Raw genomic sequence first — 16,711 nt, 5'->3', positions numbered from 1 at the left:
GAGGGTGTTTTTTTATGGTCTAAAATACGGTAGAAATCGCACATGGAATTTACTTAGAAAATAAGAAAAACAGGTTGTTTTGAAATAAAAAAGGGGCATAAGTTGAAAACTTACTAATATTTACAAGGTAAACTAGAGTGAGGTTACTACCTATAAAACCTTATTTTATAGGATTTTTTACCTTTGAAATTGAATGAATTTGCTGATTTCAGTTACTCTTAAATTTGACAAGTTAGAATCAATATGAAGCAATACAAAAGTTAGAGATGTAACAAGGTTCACAGATTGTTGACTTATAGTTTACTATAAGTGATATAATGACATTTAGGGAGGTAGTTATTTTCATGAAAAGTAGTACATACACTATTACAGAGGTAAGTCAAAAATATCAAATCAATAGTACTACCTTGCGTTATTATGAGCGAATCGGATTATTGCCAAGAATTCCTAGGGGCTCCAATGGTAACCGTTACTTTACGAAGGAGATTCTCAAATGGCTGGAGATGATTATCTGTCTGCGGCACTCTGGTGTTACCATTGAGAAGTTAACTGAATATGCCGAACTACTTAGAAAAGGGAGTGGTACCCTTGAAGAGCGTGAGAACTTGTTACGGAATCAACTTTCTATCTTATATCAAAAACAAAAAAATCTTCAACGCTCTATCAATCGATTGGAGAAAAAGATTTCCTTGTATGAATCAGGAGAAATTGATAAAGAACTTTCATATTTTGATGAATATGCTATTTTATCCGATGAAAAGGATAGTTGGAAGGAGATTGACTGATGAAAATAGATGTATTTGCTCATGTATTATTACCTAATTTTTACGAAAGAATGCTAGCAATTGATGCTGAGCTACCTCAAAAAATGCCATTTTTGCAACATCCCCTCTTGTCGGACGTAAAGAAGAGAGAGGAAGTAGGAATTTCAGATGTGAAACAAGTTATCTCATTTGTCAATGTCAATCCAGAAGACTATCTTGAAGCGGAGCAAGCTTTGGAATTAGTTAAGGAAGCCAATCAAGAATTGTTAGATACTGTTCGCATGTATCCAAGGCAATTCTTAGGTGGAGTGGCTATGCTTGCCTTGAATAATATTGAAGGAAGTTTAGAGATTTTAGAAAACTTTGTTGCTAAGAATTCTCAGATTTTTGGAGTACAATTGTTTACTCGGCATCTTGGTCTTTCAATTGCTGATCAAACATTTAGACCGATTTTTGCGAAATGTGAAGAGTTGGGAATTCCTATTTGGCTTCATCCTGTATTTGATGAGAGAAAGCCTGATAACAATATAGTCTTTTCTTGGGAATATGAACAAAGTCAAGGCATGTTACAATTGGTTGAGGCAGGAATTTTTCAAGATTTTCCTAATATAAAAATTATTGTTCACCATGCAGGAGCTTTAGCATCTTTTTTTAGTGGACGGATTCAGTATATTTTACCTGAAAAACAAGTTGAGGATTTCCGTAAATTTTATGTAGATACAGCTATTTTAGGAAATTCAAAGGCCTTGGAGTTGACCATCGACTATTTCGGGCTGGATCGTGTGCTCTTTGGAACAGATGCTCCGCTAGGAATTGTACCTGCAGGGGCAACTCAGGTTATTGTAGAGACTATCGACTCTTTGCCATTAACTCAAGCTGACAAACAAGCTATTTATTCTAAAAATTTTAGAAAGTTAGTTAAGAAAGACTAGAACAGATGACAAAGCTAGTTGCTTATCTATCTCATTTTGAGGTTGATGGAAAAAATCGTGATGCTTTCCATCAAGTTGATGTTCACAATTGTACAAGTTTCTATGAAGATGAATAAGGATTTCTTGCTATGTACGTACTCAAAAATATTATGTTTACGAAGTCTAGTGTGACACCAGAGTAATATGAACTTGATTGAGAAACAGATTATTTTCTGACCTATGTTGCCGAGATGCAGGAGATAGTAGTGAACAAAACGTTGCTGGATTTAGAACAAATATCGTTATTTCTAAAAAGCAATTATCCTTTTCGCAGCAGCTTGTATTTGTTAGTCATCGTTGTTATACCGATACAATTAAAAGAGATTTAATAGGAGATTCTATGTCGTTTATCAAGCATAAGAAGGTAGAGCTGACTGAACTGTTTTATGATTTAGTGTATGTCTATACCATTAGCCAGTTAACCTCTATTATTCACCATGCACATCATGGAGTGGTAAGTCCTCAGTCCTTTTTTAACTTTTCGGTTGGACTGATTATATTTGTCAATTCTTGGATGGTGCAGACAGTTTATACGAACCGTTTTGGAAACAATAGTCTACGCAATATTGTGTTCATGTTTTTACAAATGATCTGTCTCTTGGTTGCATCAAGAGCGGTATCCAGTGACTGGCAGGATAATTTTTTATGGATTTTTTTGCCAATGGCTATCATTTCGTTATTACTTTTGTGTCAGTATATTCTAGAGTATTTTACAACTTCAAATATATCTGACAAGAGTCTCATTAAGCAATTTTTTTATATTTTAGGCTTGCGGTCCATAACACTTTTTGTATCTCTATTCTTTCCTTACGATGTTGGAATTTGGATTGCATTAATTGGAATTGTTTCTACATGGTTATTGCCTGGTTTGCTTAGTGATCCAAGTCGAGGATTTGTTTCAGCTGATTTACGGCCGGTAAACTTTCCTCACTTGATGGAGCGCTTGTCACTTTTAGTTATCATTACCTTTGGGGAGTCATTGATAGGAATATCAGAACATTTTAGCGCAGAAAATTTTTCTTGGAAATCTATTTTGATTTTTATCACGCTGACGAACCTCTTTATGGTATATATTGTTGAGATTGACCATCTCTTAGATGTTAGTCGAGAAGAGACAGGGATTCGAGCTATTTATAGTCATTATTCTATTCTTTTTGGACTTAGTTTGATTACTATTTCTCTATCGTTTTTTGGAAATAGTAATATAGATATTTTTTATACAACGATTTACTTCTATGGTGGCTTGGCACTATTCATTCTTGGTTTGCTACAACATAACAGATACAATAAAACTGGGCTTCAATTTCCGAAAAATAGTCTAGTTATATTGCACCTTTTACCTATTCTTGGTCTTCTAATGAGCTTGATGTTTTCAGTTTGGTCAGGAGGGATGTTAATTGTAGTTGCTACTATCATCACCTCGTTGATAATGCTACTAGCTGTACGCTTGAATATCAAAAATGGTTAGTTGATATAACTTATAGAAGAAAGCTAATTTGTTTATTCTGATTACAGGATAAACAAATTAGCTTTTTATATGGTTTTTTGAATTAACTTTAATCCATCGTCACTTTCGACTTGCCGTACTCATACTTGATGAAAATCAAAAGCAAACTAGGCGATACAGATAGCAGAGAGAACTGTCTTCATCAAATCAAGTTAACAAGGTTTGCTTTTGATTTTCGAAGAGTATCAAGTACTGTTCTGCATCTTTTCTGTTTCTTGTCTGAAAGTTAATTCACTTGACTATCTATTTTTATTGTTCGGTTTTTTATGTAATTACCTGAATTATCAAAAAATTCTATAATATCTCTTGACAATTTGAGAATCGCATATTATACTTGGTTACAATCATAAACAAAGGAGAAAAAGAAATGCTTTTAAGTCAGTTATCTACTAGTAACCAAAATACTTTCTTTAACTTTAGTTTCTTTAGATAACCGTTTGTAGCTCTTAGGTACAAACGGTGCGCAGGTTTGTATCTATGAAGCTAAAGCATTTTAACGTTGACTTGGCTGATTAGATGATTATCTAACTGGTCAGGGGAAACTTTGATAAGTGGCTTTTGAGGTAAAGTCAGTATAAACCAGTTAGAATTTCTCTAACTGGTTTTTTGTTTATGATAAAGACTTCGTGGATTTTTGGGATGGCAATCCTAGATCTTAGTAAGTGATTGATATTATTTGGAGGATTTGAAAATGAAAAAATCATGGAAAACTGTTGTTACTCTCGGAGCTACTGCACTTTTATTAGCAGCTTGTTCGCAATCTGGTGATAAGACCAGTTCAAAGGAGACGCCTAAAGTTGGGATTTTACAATATGTGGAGCATGAGTCTCTTACAGCTGCACGCAAGGGATTTGAGAAAGGCTTAGCAGATGAAGGTTATAAGGATGGCAAAAACATAAAAATCTCTTATGAAAATGCCCAAGGTGACCAAGCCAATCTCCAGTCCATCTCTGAAAAATTGGTTTCAGACAATGATTTAGTCCTTGGTATTGCAACGCCAGCAGCCCAGTCCTTGGTAACGGCATCTTCAGATACGCCTATCTTATTTACCGCTGTGACGGATCCTGTTTCTGCGAAATTAGTTAAAAGCATGAAAAATCCATCAGGAATATCAACAGGTACGAGTGACATGTCACCAGTTGAAGAACAAGTAAAATTAGTCAAAAAAGTCCTTACAGATGCTAAAAAAGTTGGTATCATGTACACCACAAGTGAACGTAATTCAGAAGTACAAGTAGCAGAAGCTGAAAAACTCTTCAAAAAAGCTAACATTAAAGTCGTTAAAAAAGGTATTTCATCAACTAATGATGTGCAAGATACGGCTAAAAGTCTGATGAAAGATGTCGATGTTGTTTTTGTACCGACTGATAATACCATCGCCAGTGCGATAACACTCCTAAGTGACTTATCAAAAGAAACTAAGGTACCAGTTGTTGGTGGTTCTGCTGATATGGTGGAAGGTGGCGTACTCTTCTCATACGGATCAGATTACGAAAAACTTGGTGAGCAGACAGCTAAATTGGCAGTTAAAGTCATCGAAGGAAAAGATGTTTCTAAGATTTCTGCAGAATACCCAGACGCCTTGAATGTTTCTGTGAATGATGACATGGCAAAAGCACTAGATATTGATGTTTCAAGTATCAAAAAAGAAAAATAGGGAAAATAGTTCAGGTCTTTTAAAAAGATTTTGAACAATTCAAATAATAAAGGAAAATGGTGTGCCAGTTATTGGTGGTTCTGGTGATATGGTAAAAGAAGGAAGTGTGATGACCTATGGTTCTAACCACCGTGCATTAGGACGCCAAACTGCCTATCAAGGTTTTGGAGAATGATAAAGTGAGTGAGATACCTACTGAATTGGCTATGAATTAAGATATGGCAAAATCCTTAAAATTGATGTTAAGGAACTAAATAACAATTGAGTGTTAGATAACTCTCCAAGATGTTGCAACTAGCCCTATAATCAAGAAGATAAAATATTTTTAAATTATTCAGAAAAATCTATTGACAAAGAAACTGTTTTAGGTTAGACTAGTAACCATCATAAAACAAGGAGAAAGAATTATGTTGAAGCAAACGTCTGCCATTATGGCTCAAGCAAACTCATATTATTACTTTGGTTTCTTTAGATAGACGTTTGTACCTTGTAGATACAAACGTTCCCAGTTTGTATCTATGAGGCTAAAGCATTTTTCGATTGTTGATAGCCGATTAGATCTTATCAGTCTAAGCGGCTATTTTTAGGATTTTATGCATGCACCTAGAAAGCCGGTTAGACTATAGTCTAACCGGCTTTTTGTTTATGATACAGTCTTTTGAATTAACTTTGGTACATGGTCACTTTCGACTCGCCCTACTCACACTCAATGAAATTCAAAATCAGACCAGGCGACACAGATAGCAGATAGAGTTGAAGTTCATCACATCAAATTAACAACCTTTGCTTTTGATTTTTAAAGAGTATCAAGTACTGTTCTGCGTCTTTTTTGTTCCTTGTCTGAAAGGTAATTCATTTGACAATAATCCACTAGCCAAAACAAAGTAGTGATTGCTTATAAAGGCGCATTTGAGTCAGATAGTAAAGGAAGGAGTTGCAATGAGAAAAAAACTAATCAGTATATTGGCTATAGCAAGTTTTACTTTAACGGCTTGTTCGCAGTCGCAGCAAGGAAAATCAGGCGAAGAAAGAAAACAAATAGGAATCCTTCAATATGTTGAATTAGAGCCATTAGATGCTGCTCGAGAAGGCTTTCTTGCAGAGCTTGAGGACAAAGGCTATCGAGATGGTGAAACAGTTGATATTCATTATCAAAATGCTCAAGGTGACCAGTCGTCCTTACCAACTATGTCAGAAAAATTATTGGCAGATAATGATTTGGTTCTTGGCATTGCGACACAGCCAGCCCAATCCTTAACAACTGTTTCCTCAAAGACCCCTGTCCTGTTCACAGCAGTATCGGACCCCGTCTCTGCTAAGATTATTAAGTCTTTTGAGCAACCGGGAGGTCGTGCTACGGGAACTACCAACATGGCTCCTGTGAGTGAGCGAGTCGCCCTGCTTCAGAAAGTCATGCCTAATCTAAAGAAGGTGGGCATCATGTACACGACTAATGAGTTGAATTCCGAATTACAGGTTAAAAAGGCTAAAAAAGCCTTTAAGGAAGCTGGTATTGAAACTGTCGTTAAAGGAATTTCATCAACCAATGACATTCAAGATACAACTAAAAGTTTGATGGAACAGACTGAAGTGCTGTTTATGCCAACGGATGGTCTCATTGATAGTTCGATTTCAATAGTAACTGATTTGTCAAAAGAGATGAAAGTGCCAGTTGTATCAGGATCAGCAGATTTGGTTGAGTCAGGTGTTTTATTCGCTTATGGTCCGAATTATGAAAAGTTAGGTCGTCAGACGGCAAAACAAGCTATCGCAGTATTGGAAGGAAAAGATATTGCAGACATTCCAGCAGAAGAGCCTGCCGGTATGGAAGTCACTGTGAATAAAGAAATGGAAAAATACTTAGGAATTGATCTCAGTCCTATTGAAGATAATTAAAGGAGAACATCATGAAAAATAATTTTAAAAAGATTTTAACACTAACTGCAGCCCTTTTAACCTTAGCAGGCTGTTCGCAAGCATCGGATGCTTCTAAGGATGCAAAACACATTGGTATCTTACAATACGTCGAATTTGAAACCTTAGACGTTGCGCGTGAGGGATTTGTAGACGAGCTAGCTAAAGAAGGCTACAAAGATGGCAAGAATATTGTGATTGATTACCAAAATTCACAAGGAGATCAAGCCAATCTACAAAGTATTTCGGAAAAATTGGTAAAAGACAACGACTTGGTGTTAGGGATTGCCACACCAGCCGCCCAAGCTCTAACAACAGCTTCGTCGGACGTGCCAGTAACCTTTACAGCTGTGACAGATCCTCTTTCAGCTAAACTGGTTAAAAGTATGAAAAAGCCAGGCGGTAATGCAACAGGGACTACCGATATGGCACCAACTGAGGAACGTGTTGCTCTTTTGAAAAAAGTAATGCCAAACTTGAAAAAAGTGGGTATCATGTACACGACCAATGAACGTAACTCAGAAGTACAAGTAAAAGAAGCTAAAAAAGTTTTCAAAAAAGAAGGCATTGAAGTTGTTGCAAAGGGTATTTCATCCACAAATGATGTTCAAGATACAACGCGTTCTCTAATGAACCAAACAGAAGTGCTTTACATGCCAACGGATAACTTAATTGATAGCTCAATCACTCTTGTGACAGATTTATCTAAGGAAATGAAAATTCCGGTATACGCGGCCAACGCAGACTTGGTTGAAAAAGGGGCGCTCTTCTCATACGGACCAGACTTTGAAGAATTGGGGCGTCAAACAGCTCGTCAAGCCATTAAAATTTTAGAAGGAAAAAAAGTTTCCCAAGTACCAGTGGAATCACCTGAAAATCTTACGGTTAAAGTGAATGATGAGATGGCTAAACTTTTGAATATTGACATGTCAGCAGTCAAAGATAAAAAATAAGAATTAGAAAAAGGAAAATAAGATGTTAGATATTGTATTATCAAGTATTTCTCAAGGACTTCTCTGGTCAATTATGGCTATCGGAGTCTTTATAACCTTCCGTATTTTGGATATTGCGGATTTGTCAGCTGAAGGTGCCTTCCCGATGGGAGCTGCGGTAGCATCAGTTGGGATCCTTAATGGTTGGCATCCCATTTTAACAACGCTTGCTGGTTTGGCTGGAGGTATGCTTGTTGGTCTAGTGGCTGGTTTTCTTCATACCAAGATGAAAATTCCACCATTGTTGACAGGGATTATCACCTTAACAGGATTATACTCAACAAACCTTTTGGTCATGGGACGTTCAAACGTTTCACTATCTATGCAAAATACTTTGGTGACGATGTTCCAAGATATGGGACTTGATAAAACTTACGCTGTTATCCTGATTGGTGTGATTTTTATCGCTTTGGTTATCTTGTCTCTCATGCTTTTTTTGAATACACAGTTAGGACTTTCGCTTCGTGCGACAGGTGATAATATTGATATGGGACAGGCTAATGGGATTAATGTTAACCAGATGAAAGTCCTTGGTTACATGATTGGGAATGGTTTGATTGCTCTTTCAGGTGCACTTTTAGCCCAAAATAATGGCTACGCTGACCTTAATATGGGGGTAGGTACTATCATTATTGGTTTGGCATCAGTTATTCTGGCAGAAGTCATCATCAAGCACTTGTCACTTGGTAAACGCCTTATCTCTATCGTTTTGGGTTCGGTCATCTATCGTTTGATTATCGTGGTCATCTTAACAGCTAATGTCGATGCGCAAATGATTAAACTGGTGTCTGCGGTTCTTCTTGCTATCATTTTATACATTCCAGAAATTCGCTCAAAACTTGGAGTGAAAGCGTCAAAATCATTAACGGAGGAAAACTAACATGTCTTTACTTAGCCTAAAAAATGTTCATAAAATTTTTGAAAAAGGAACGATCAATGAAAATCATGTCCTTCGTGGTTTAGATTTGGATGTTGAAGAAGGGGATTTCATCTCGATTATCGGTGGTAATGGTGCTGGTAAGTCAACGCTTCTTAATACCATTGCAGGTGTTGTTCAAATGGATGAGGGAGATATTTCTCTTAAGGGTAAATCTATCAAGAAAGATTCTGTTGCAGCTCGCTCAAAGCATATCAGCCGTGTGTTTCAGGATCCTCGTATGGGTACTGCAACCAATTTGACGATTGAAGAGAACATGGCTATTGCTTACCTTCGTGGTAAAAAGCGCAGCATTTTCAAAAAAGCTGTCACAGATAAAGAACGTGACCTTTTCAAAGAAGCTTTGAAAGAGTTAGGTCTTGGGTTAGAAAACCGCATGAAGACGGATGCTGGTTTCTTGTCTGGCGGGCAACGTCAAGCCCTGACCCTTTCTATGGCAACTCTTGTTCGTCCTGATGTTCTCCTTTTGGATGAGCATATCGCGGCTCTTGATCCTAAAACTAGTGACATGGTTATGGCTTTAACTGAGAAAGTGGTTGAAGAACATGCTCTTACAACGCTTATGATTACCCACAATATGGAGCATGCAATCGAGTATGGAAATCGTCTTATTATGCTCTATCAAGGTAAGATTGTCGTCGATGTCAAAGGGGAAGAAAAGAAAAATCTTACAGTTTCCCAACTGATGGATCTCTTCCATAAAAATTCTGGTCAAATGCTCAATGATGATGCGCTTGTATTGGGATAATAAAAAACCAGCTTAGTTTGAACTAGGCTGGTTATTTTGTCTAATCAACTGTAACTTGTTCTAAGAGTAAGTCAGGAGTAGTTGTGGGTAAAATACGTATACGATTGAGAGATAATAAGCCATCGGCAGCACTTGCTAAGCCTTCATTAGTTGTTAATCCTAATTGATAACCGACTTGCTTGGATAAGTCGATGGTTTCTTGGCTATATCGTCCTGAAGGGTAGGCGATTGTCATGGTTTTTTGCTTTAGCGCTTTGTCTAGAAAAGCCTTGCTGTCAGCCAACTCACTTAATTGGCTGTCACTTGTCGCCATACTTAGGTCAGGGTGGCTGATGGTATGTCCTTGAAAGGACATAGCGTACTTAGACATTTCCATCATTTGTGGGATGGTAAGGTTGCCAGAGGATTGATTTTGAACAAAGCCAGTGATGATATTATTGGTTGCTTTTGCCTTGTATTTTTTTAGGATTGGGTAAGCCTGAGAATAAAAATCAGCATTGCCATCGTCAAATGTGACCCAAACGACTTTTTTCTGTGGAAGTTTGTTTTTTGTCAAAGCCTTATAAGCCTCTTCAGGGCTTAAGAAGTAGTAGCCGTTGTCTGATAAGGTTTTGATATGCTCTTCAAAAAGCTTCGGGGCAACAATGAGATTGGCATTGGCACTTTCTTCAGGCGCCATCTCATGAATGGCATGATACATGAGAATTGGGATTTGAACGGGTTGCTCTTGCTTTTTCCAAGTGACTTTTTTAGCCTTTCTCTTTTGATTTTGCTGATGTTTTTGATGTTCATTAGCCGCAACAGTTGCATGAGATTTAACACCAAAACTTAGCATGAAGATGAGAGATAGACAGATAAAAGACAGAAAGACACTTAGAAATTTCTTCTTTGACATATAAAGCTCCTATATCTTTTTTCTCATTATACCACAAGAAAACAAGAGAAATCTTGTAAATTATCAGAAAGTTTTGCTATACTAGATGAAACAATTTAAACAAGAAAAATGAGGTGTGTTATGGCGGTGAAAATTGGCTTACTTGGATTTGGCACAGTGGCTAGCGGTATTCCTTTTTTATTGAAGGAAAATCATTCAAAGATTGCTGAATTAGCAGGAACTGATATTGAAATTGGGAAAGTCTTGGTAAAATCAACCGATGAGGCTAATCGCTTGGTCTCTCAAGGAAATGACTATGATTTTGTATACTCCATTGAGGACATTCTAGCTGACGATTCCATTGACATTGTGGTTGAGTTAATGGGGCGTATTGAGCCTGCTAAGACTTATATTAGTCAAGCACTTAAGGCTGGAAAGCATGTTGTTTCTGCTAATAAGGATTTGATTGCTGTTCATGGACAGGAGCTCATTGGCTTGGCTCAGGAAAATGAGGTCTTGTTTGCCTATGAAGCTGCGGTTGCTGGTGGCATTCCAATCCTTAGAACCTTGTCAGAGTCTTTGATGGCTGATAAAATCACTCGTATACTTGGTGTTCTTAATGGCACATCAAACTTTATGCTAACCAAGATGGTCGAAGAAAATTGGAGTTATGACAAGGCTTTAGCGAGTGCCCAAGAGCTTGGTTACGCGGAAAGTGATCCGACAAATGATGTCGAAGGTATTGATGCAGCCTACAAAGTAGCTATCTTGAGTCAGTTTGGTTTTGGCATGGCAATCGATTTCGAAGCCATTCATCATAAGGGGATTAATGTCATCAAATCAGAAGACGTTAGCGTAGCTAAGGAGCTGGGGTACGTTATCAAACTAGTCGGCGATATTCAAGAGACTGACTCTGGGATTTGGGCAGAAGTTGTTCCAACGCTCGTACCGATTAATCACCCCTTGTCAGCCGTCAATGATGTCATGAATGCTGTTTTTGTGGAATCCATTGGTGTTGGGCAATCCATGTATTACGGTCCTGGTGCAGGTCAAAAACCGACAGCAACCTCTGTCATGGCTGATATCATGCAGATTAGTCGACATATGCTGGAAGAAAAAGTGGTTAAGCCTTTTAATGCTTATCAACGTCAGAGTAGGTTGGCTAAGGCAGAAGAAGTTGTTAGCGCCTACTATTTTGCGGTGGAAGCTAGCGATGAAGCCGGTCAATTATCTCAATTAGCACAATTATTCGCTACTTATGACATCTCCTTTGAGCAGGTTTTTCAAGCGAAGAGTATTGAGGGAACGGCATTAATCACCGTTATTACTCACGATATAACAAAAACACAATTAGACGAAATAACTGCTGCAATTCAAAACTCAGATGCGTTTACTTTGCAAAATGCTTTCAAAGTTTTAGGAGGATGACATGAAGATTAGTGTACCGGCTACTTCAGCCAACCTAGGACCGGGATTTGATTCGGTTGGATTAGCTGTCAGTTGCTATTTAAGCATTGAAGTATTGGAAGAAAGTTCCCAGTGGGTCATTGAACATGATTTAGCAGGTGTTCCTTCTGACGAGAATAATTTATTAATAAAAACAGTTTTAGAAGTTGCACCTGACCTACATCCTCATAGGATCAAAATGATTTCTGACATTCCTCTTGCAAGAGGATTGGGATCGTCATCATCTGTTATCGTAGCGGGGATTGAATTAGCTAATCAACTAGGGCAGCTCAATCTATCTGACGATGATAAATTAAGCATTGCGACTAAAATTGAAGGACACCCTGATAATGTGGCACCTGCAATCTTTGGGAATCTAGTGGTGGCCTCCTACATCAACCAAGAGCTTAACAAGATTGTGGCGGATTTTCCAGAAACAGCCTTGGTGGCTTATGTCCCAGCTTATGAATTAAAAACAAGTGATTCTAGACAGGCGCTTCCACAAGAGTTATCGTTTAAAGAAGCGGTTCTTGCTTCATCGGTTGCTAACATGGCAGTAGCGGGTTTGTTGACTGGTGATTTGGAAATGGCAGGACGTGCTATGAGCCAGGATCGTTTCCATGAACCTTATCGTCAGAAACTGGTTCCAGAATTCCCAGAAATTCGAGAATTGGGGCAAAATTTCGGCGCTTATGCCACCTATCTTTCAGGTGCCGGTCCAACTGTTATGACCCTACTTCCAAAAGATAAAAAAGAAGCGTTTATACTAGCTTTAGAAAAACAGTTACCAGCTAAGGTTCTCGCTTTAGAAGTTGATCGCAAGGGAGTCGTTGTTGAACACTAAAACAGAAAAAAAGGTAATCATAGCCTCAGGTTGAAGAAAAAGTCCATTTTGGACAATCTTCAACTTTTTTTGATTTCTTAAGGTAATAGAACGTCTTAAAAAGATTTATAAGCCAACATTTTTGAGAGTAGGTAAGTAATTTACAGACGGCTTCAAGCAACAAATTGTTGCCCTTCACAAAGCTGAGAAAAAGCGTTGCGAGATTATTAAGGAGTACAATCTCGTTCCTTCAATCTTTGATAAATGTGTTAAACAAGTAATAACTAGTGGTTCGTTCAAAACGGTGGATGGTTTATATTCTAGGGGTGCTTTCTAGTCTTTTGTTCTGTTTTATGGAGGATTTTATTCCTTTAACAGAAAGAGTTTGGGATAATCTCTGGCTGCGATAGTTTTCCTAGCCTATCTTCTGGATTATCACTTTACCTGCGTATCACTAGACAAGTCAGTTTAAGCATGGGGTGACCAATCTTTGCATGACTAAAGGCATTTTTGCATGATTTTGGCAAGTGTTCTGATAAGGAGTGACTGGCTTTAGGATTCCTTGAGAGCTGTATATGGATAAGCGATAGAAGCGAGTTGTGGCTTTTATGGTCTTTTGAATTAACTTTGCTACATGATCACTTTCGATTTGACCTACTCATACGCAATGAAAATCAAAAGCAGACTAGGCGACGTTGATACAGGTAGAACTGAAGGTTATCAAATCAAGTCAACAAGGTCTGCTTTTGCTTTTCGAAGAGTATCAAACTACTATTTGCGCTTTTCGTTCCTTGTCTGAAAGTTAGTTCATTTGCGATATGTTATGCTTTATTTGCTATGTTATTCTACTTAAAGAAACTTTGTCAAGTTAGCGATTAGCTTAGTTTTTTAGAGTCTGAGGTCTCGTTTAGCCAATAGACACACTTCTTTTCTTCACACTTTAGATTTATCTTTTATTCATCTTTTATGGCTTAATCAAAAAAAGGATTTCCTTATCTAGTGATGTTGTTATGCTTTTTGGAGATAGGCTCATTCTACCAGTTAGTCTGGTCTATTTCTTGGCATTTTCTACAGTAAATTTATTGGAGGTGTTACTTTTTAAAGATGTGTTACTCATTTTATCAGGAGCCGTAACTGTTATTCTTTTATTGTTCTTTTCATCAGCTGTGCCGGGTGCCGTTTCCTCAAGGTGTCTTTGTTTGATACATCCCCAGATAATTCAATTCCTGATTACTGTAATAGCTCCGGAGAAACTGTCGTTTTAGATAATCTTCTTGGATGCGGTTTATATGAATGGCAAGTTTAGCCTTTATCATAGAATCATTGACTCTCATGAAAAATGCAAAAACTATAAATTTAATAAAAATAACACCCTTGAGTTGGTCAAAAGACCGGCTCTTTTGTTATACTTAACTTATGACAAATCAGATTGAAACAATGACTTACGAAGAGGGGTTGGCGTGGATTCATGACCAATTAAAATTTGGTATAAAGCCTGGGATTGAACGCATGAAGTGGCTGCTCAATGAATTAGGCAATCCACAAGAAAAAGTTAAGGGGATTCATGTTGTTGGGACTAATGGTAAAGGCTCAACCGTTAATTATCTACAGACAATCTTCACAGAAGCGGGTTATGAGGTAGGAACCTTTACGTCACCTTATATCATGGACTTTAGAGAGCGAATTGCCTTAAATGGTGACATGATTTCTAAAGACGATTTATTAAAACTGCTTTTTATGGTTAAGCCTTTGGCGGAGCGTTTACCGTCGGAGACAGGCTATGAACCAGCTACCGAGTTTGAAATCATCACAACCATGATGTTTCTCTATTTTGGACAGGTTCATCCAGTGGATATTGCCATAATCGAAGCTGGACTCGGTGGTCTTTACGATTCTACAAATGTCTTTAATCCCTTAGCAGTTATATGCACCTCTATAGGTTTAGACCATCAGAATATCTTAGGTCAGACTTATGAAGAAATCGCAACTCAAAAAGTGGGTGTTTTAAAAGACAAGGTTCCTTTCGTTTTCGCTGAAAATAGGGCGGAAGTGAAGTCGGTATTTTACAAGAAGGCGAAAGAGACGAACAGTCAGACCTTTGAGCTGGGGCATGACTTTAAGTTTTCGGGAAATAGTCGAGCTTTTGATTTTACATGGCAAGAGTTTAAGCTGGAAAAGCTGTCCTTGAAAATGCGTGGTCAGCATCAGGTGGCTAATGCTGGTTTGGCGCTTATGACGACCGTACTTTTGCAGGGAAAATACCCTCGGGTGACTAAAAGCCTTATTCGAAATGCTTTTGCCAAAGCTTCTTGGCTGGGGCGAACAGAATTAATGGCAGATAATCTAATGATTGATGGTGCTCATAATAATGAAAGCATAGCTGTATTGGTAGCCTTGTTAAGAAAGGAATTTGCAGATAGGAAGATTCATATTCTTTTTTCAGCCATTGATACTAAGCCTATTCAGGGGATGCTAGAGCAATTAGCTACTGTCGGTGAATTAACAGTTACGACTTTTGATTACCCAAATGCAGTTAAATTAGACAATTATCCCAGTGCTTATCCCAGAGTGGCGGATTTTAAAGAATGGCTAAAAACGTGCAACTCAGCATCAGTGGAAGACTTATATGTTATCACAGGGTCACTTTATTTCATCTCGCAAGTGAGACAGTTTTTATTAGATAAATAAATTAGAAGTTTAGGAAAAATCATGAATCAAAAAAAAGCAGAAGCAGCTGTTTATCAGCTTTTAGAAGCCATTGGTGAAGATCCTAATCGTGAAGGACTTTTGGATACGCCAAAACGTGTGGCTAAAATGTATGCCGAAATGTTTTCAGGCTTGACTGACGACCCTAAAGACCAATTCACAGCCGTCTTTTCAGAAGGGCACGAAGAAATGATCTTGGTCAAGGATATCCCTTTTTATTCGATGTGCGAGCACCATCTAGTTCCTTTTTATGGAGTGGCTCATGTAGCCTACCTACCTAGTGATGGACGTGTGACGGGATTAAGTAAGCTAGCTCGTGCTGTTGAAGTGGCAGCGCATCGTCCGCAATTGCAAGAACGGTTAACCGCTCAGGTGGCAAATGCTTTGGAAGAAGCGATGAATCCTAAGGGTGTTTTTGTCATGGTTGAAGCAGAGCATATGTGCATGACCATGCGAGGTATTAAGAAACCTGGCAGCAAGACAGTTACAACTGTAGCTCGAGGCCTTTATCAAGAAGATGGGGCTGCTCGACGCGAAGTGATGGCAATGATTAAGGAGTAATGATGGTTAAAATTGGTAAATATGAACTTGCAGGTAAGGCGCTTATCATGGGGATTCTCAATGTGACGCCAGATTCTTTTTCAGATGGTGGAAGATATGACAGTCTTGATAAGGCGCTCCAACAAGCTGAAGAAATGATTAAAGCGGGTGTCCATGTTATTGATGTTGGTGGGGAATCCACTCGTCCAGGTGCATCATTTGTAACGGCAGAAGACGAAATCAATCGTGTTGTACCTATCATCAAGGCTATCAAAGAAAAATTTGATGTCTTAATTAGTATTGATACTTATAAAACGCAGACAGCTAGGGCTGCCCTTGAAGCAGGTGCTGATATTTTAAATGATGTCTGGGCGGGGCTTTATGATGGTCAGATGATGGCGTTGGCAGCTGAATGGCAAGTTCCCTATATGCTTATGCACAATCAGGAAGAAGAAGGATATGAGGATGTCACGCAAGAAGTGATAGATTTCCTTAAAGAACGTGCACAAGTCGCACTAGACACTGGAATCGCTAAAGAGAATATCTGGATTGACCCAGGTTATGGCTTTGCTAAGTCAGCTCAAGATAATATCGATTTGTTGAAAGGTTTGGAGCAAATTACAGCCTTAGACTACCCTGTCTTGTTTGGGATTTCCAGAAAACGCACGGTGGTTTCCCTGTTAGATGGAGAGACAGATATGGTTGAGAAAGATCAAGCGACAGCTGCCTTGTCAGCCTATGCCATTATGAAAGGGGCGCAGATGGTTCGTGTCCATAATGTGGACGCTAATCGAGCCATTGTCAAAGTCATCAATCAACTGATATAGGAGTA

The 16,711-nt window shown here is 38.2% G+C and carries 14 protein-coding genes and 1 pseudogene; 14 read left to right on the top strand and 1 reads right to left on the bottom strand.

What is annotated here, in order from left to right; genetic code table 11:
* The first annotated feature begins 344 nt into the window (after positions 1 to 344).
* The 8 genes from A3IA_RS0101015 to A3IA_RS0100970 all read left to right on the top strand — a co-directional run bounded on the left by A3IA_RS0101015 (position 345) and on the right by A3IA_RS0100970 (position 9,490).
* Positions 345 to 785, top strand: coding sequence for a MerR family transcriptional regulator (locus A3IA_RS0101015; RefSeq protein WP_018379488.1), 441 nt, complete (start codon positions 345 to 347; stop codon positions 783 to 785).
* Positions 785 to 1,696, top strand: coding sequence for an amidohydrolase family protein (locus A3IA_RS0101010; protein ID WP_018379487.1), 912 nt, complete (start codon positions 785 to 787; stop codon positions 1,694 to 1,696). Before A3IA_RS0101015 ends, A3IA_RS0101010 begins: the two co-directional genes overlap by 1 nt.
* Positions 1,697 to 2,075: 379 nt before the next feature.
* A complete protein-coding gene (locus A3IA_RS0101000; protein WP_018379485.1) occupies positions 2,076 to 3,203 on the top strand; it encodes a low temperature requirement protein A in 1,128 nt (375 codons plus the stop codon).
* A gap of 730 nt (positions 3,204 to 3,933) precedes the next feature.
* On the top strand, positions 3,934 to 4,899 hold the full coding sequence (locus A3IA_RS0100995) for an ABC transporter substrate-binding protein (protein ID WP_026217487.1): 966 nt from the start codon (positions 3,934 to 3,936) through the stop codon (positions 4,897 to 4,899).
* A 939-nt stretch (positions 4,900 to 5,838) separates the two neighbouring features.
* Positions 5,839 to 6,795, top strand: a complete 957-nt coding sequence (locus A3IA_RS0100985; RefSeq protein ID WP_026217486.1) for an ABC transporter substrate-binding protein — start codon at positions 5,839 to 5,841, stop codon at positions 6,793 to 6,795.
* 11 nt (positions 6,796 to 6,806) lie between these two features.
* Positions 6,807 to 7,766 carry an ABC transporter substrate-binding protein gene (locus A3IA_RS0100980; protein ID WP_026217485.1) on the top strand — a complete coding sequence of 320 codons (960 nt, stop codon included), beginning with the start codon at positions 6,807 to 6,809 and terminating at the stop codon, positions 7,764 to 7,766.
* Positions 7,767 to 7,788: 22 nt separating this feature from the next.
* Positions 7,789 to 8,685 (top strand): ABC transporter permease, encoded by an 897-nt coding sequence (locus A3IA_RS0100975; RefSeq protein WP_026217484.1) that lies wholly within the window; start codon positions 7,789 to 7,791, stop codon positions 8,683 to 8,685.
* 1 nt (position 8,686) lies between these two features.
* Positions 8,687 to 9,490 carry an ABC transporter ATP-binding protein gene (locus A3IA_RS0100970; protein WP_018379483.1) on the top strand — a complete coding sequence of 268 codons (804 nt, stop codon included), beginning with the start codon at positions 8,687 to 8,689 and terminating at the stop codon, positions 9,488 to 9,490.
* 40 nt (positions 9,491 to 9,530) lie between these two features.
* Here the strand turns inward: A3IA_RS0100970 and A3IA_RS0100965 are convergent, their stop codons facing one another.
* Positions 9,531 to 10,385, bottom strand: a complete 855-nt coding sequence (locus A3IA_RS0100965) for a polysaccharide deacetylase family protein (protein ID WP_018379482.1) — start codon at positions 10,383 to 10,385, stop codon at positions 9,531 to 9,533.
* 120 nt (positions 10,386 to 10,505) lie between these two features.
* On the opposite strand from A3IA_RS0100965, the gene A3IA_RS0100960 reads away from it, so the two are divergent.
* The 6 genes and pseudogenes from A3IA_RS0100960 to folP all read left to right on the top strand — a co-directional run bounded on the left by A3IA_RS0100960 (position 10,506) and on the right by folP (position 16,706).
* Positions 10,506 to 11,792 (top strand): homoserine dehydrogenase, encoded by a 1,287-nt coding sequence (locus tag A3IA_RS0100960; RefSeq protein ID WP_018379481.1) that lies wholly within the window; start codon positions 10,506 to 10,508, stop codon positions 11,790 to 11,792.
* 1 nt (position 11,793) lies between these two features.
* On the top strand, positions 11,794 to 12,654 hold the full coding sequence (thrB, locus tag A3IA_RS0100955) for a homoserine kinase (protein WP_018379480.1): 861 nt from the start codon (positions 11,794 to 11,796) through the stop codon (positions 12,652 to 12,654).
* Positions 12,655 to 12,817: 163 nt separating this feature from the next.
* Positions 12,818 to 12,949, top strand: a pseudogene (locus A3IA_RS13340) (IS3 family transposase); the annotation flags it as partial.
* A gap of 1,121 nt (positions 12,950 to 14,070) precedes the next feature.
* Positions 14,071 to 15,321: a bifunctional folylpolyglutamate synthase/dihydrofolate synthase gene (locus A3IA_RS0100950; protein WP_026217483.1), complete on the top strand. Its 1,251-nt coding sequence runs from the start codon at positions 14,071 to 14,073 to the stop codon at positions 15,319 to 15,321.
* Positions 15,322 to 15,339: 18 nt separating this feature from the next.
* Positions 15,340 to 15,900: a GTP cyclohydrolase I FolE gene (folE, locus tag A3IA_RS0100945; RefSeq protein ID WP_026217482.1), complete on the top strand. Its 561-nt coding sequence runs from the start codon at positions 15,340 to 15,342 to the stop codon at positions 15,898 to 15,900.
* 2 nt (positions 15,901 to 15,902) lie between these two features.
* A complete protein-coding gene (gene folP / locus A3IA_RS0100940) occupies positions 15,903 to 16,706 on the top strand; it encodes a dihydropteroate synthase (protein WP_018379477.1) in 804 nt (267 codons plus the stop codon).
* Positions 16,707 to 16,711: the final 5 nt, after the last annotated feature.

This window comes from Streptococcus thoraltensis DSM 12221, from assembly GCF_000380145.1.
GTDB classification, from domain to species: domain Bacteria; phylum Bacillota; class Bacilli; order Lactobacillales; family Streptococcaceae; genus Streptococcus; species Streptococcus thoraltensis.
Note: the sequence above shows the minus strand (reverse complement) of the source record. Positions and strands in the feature narration are given on the sequence as shown.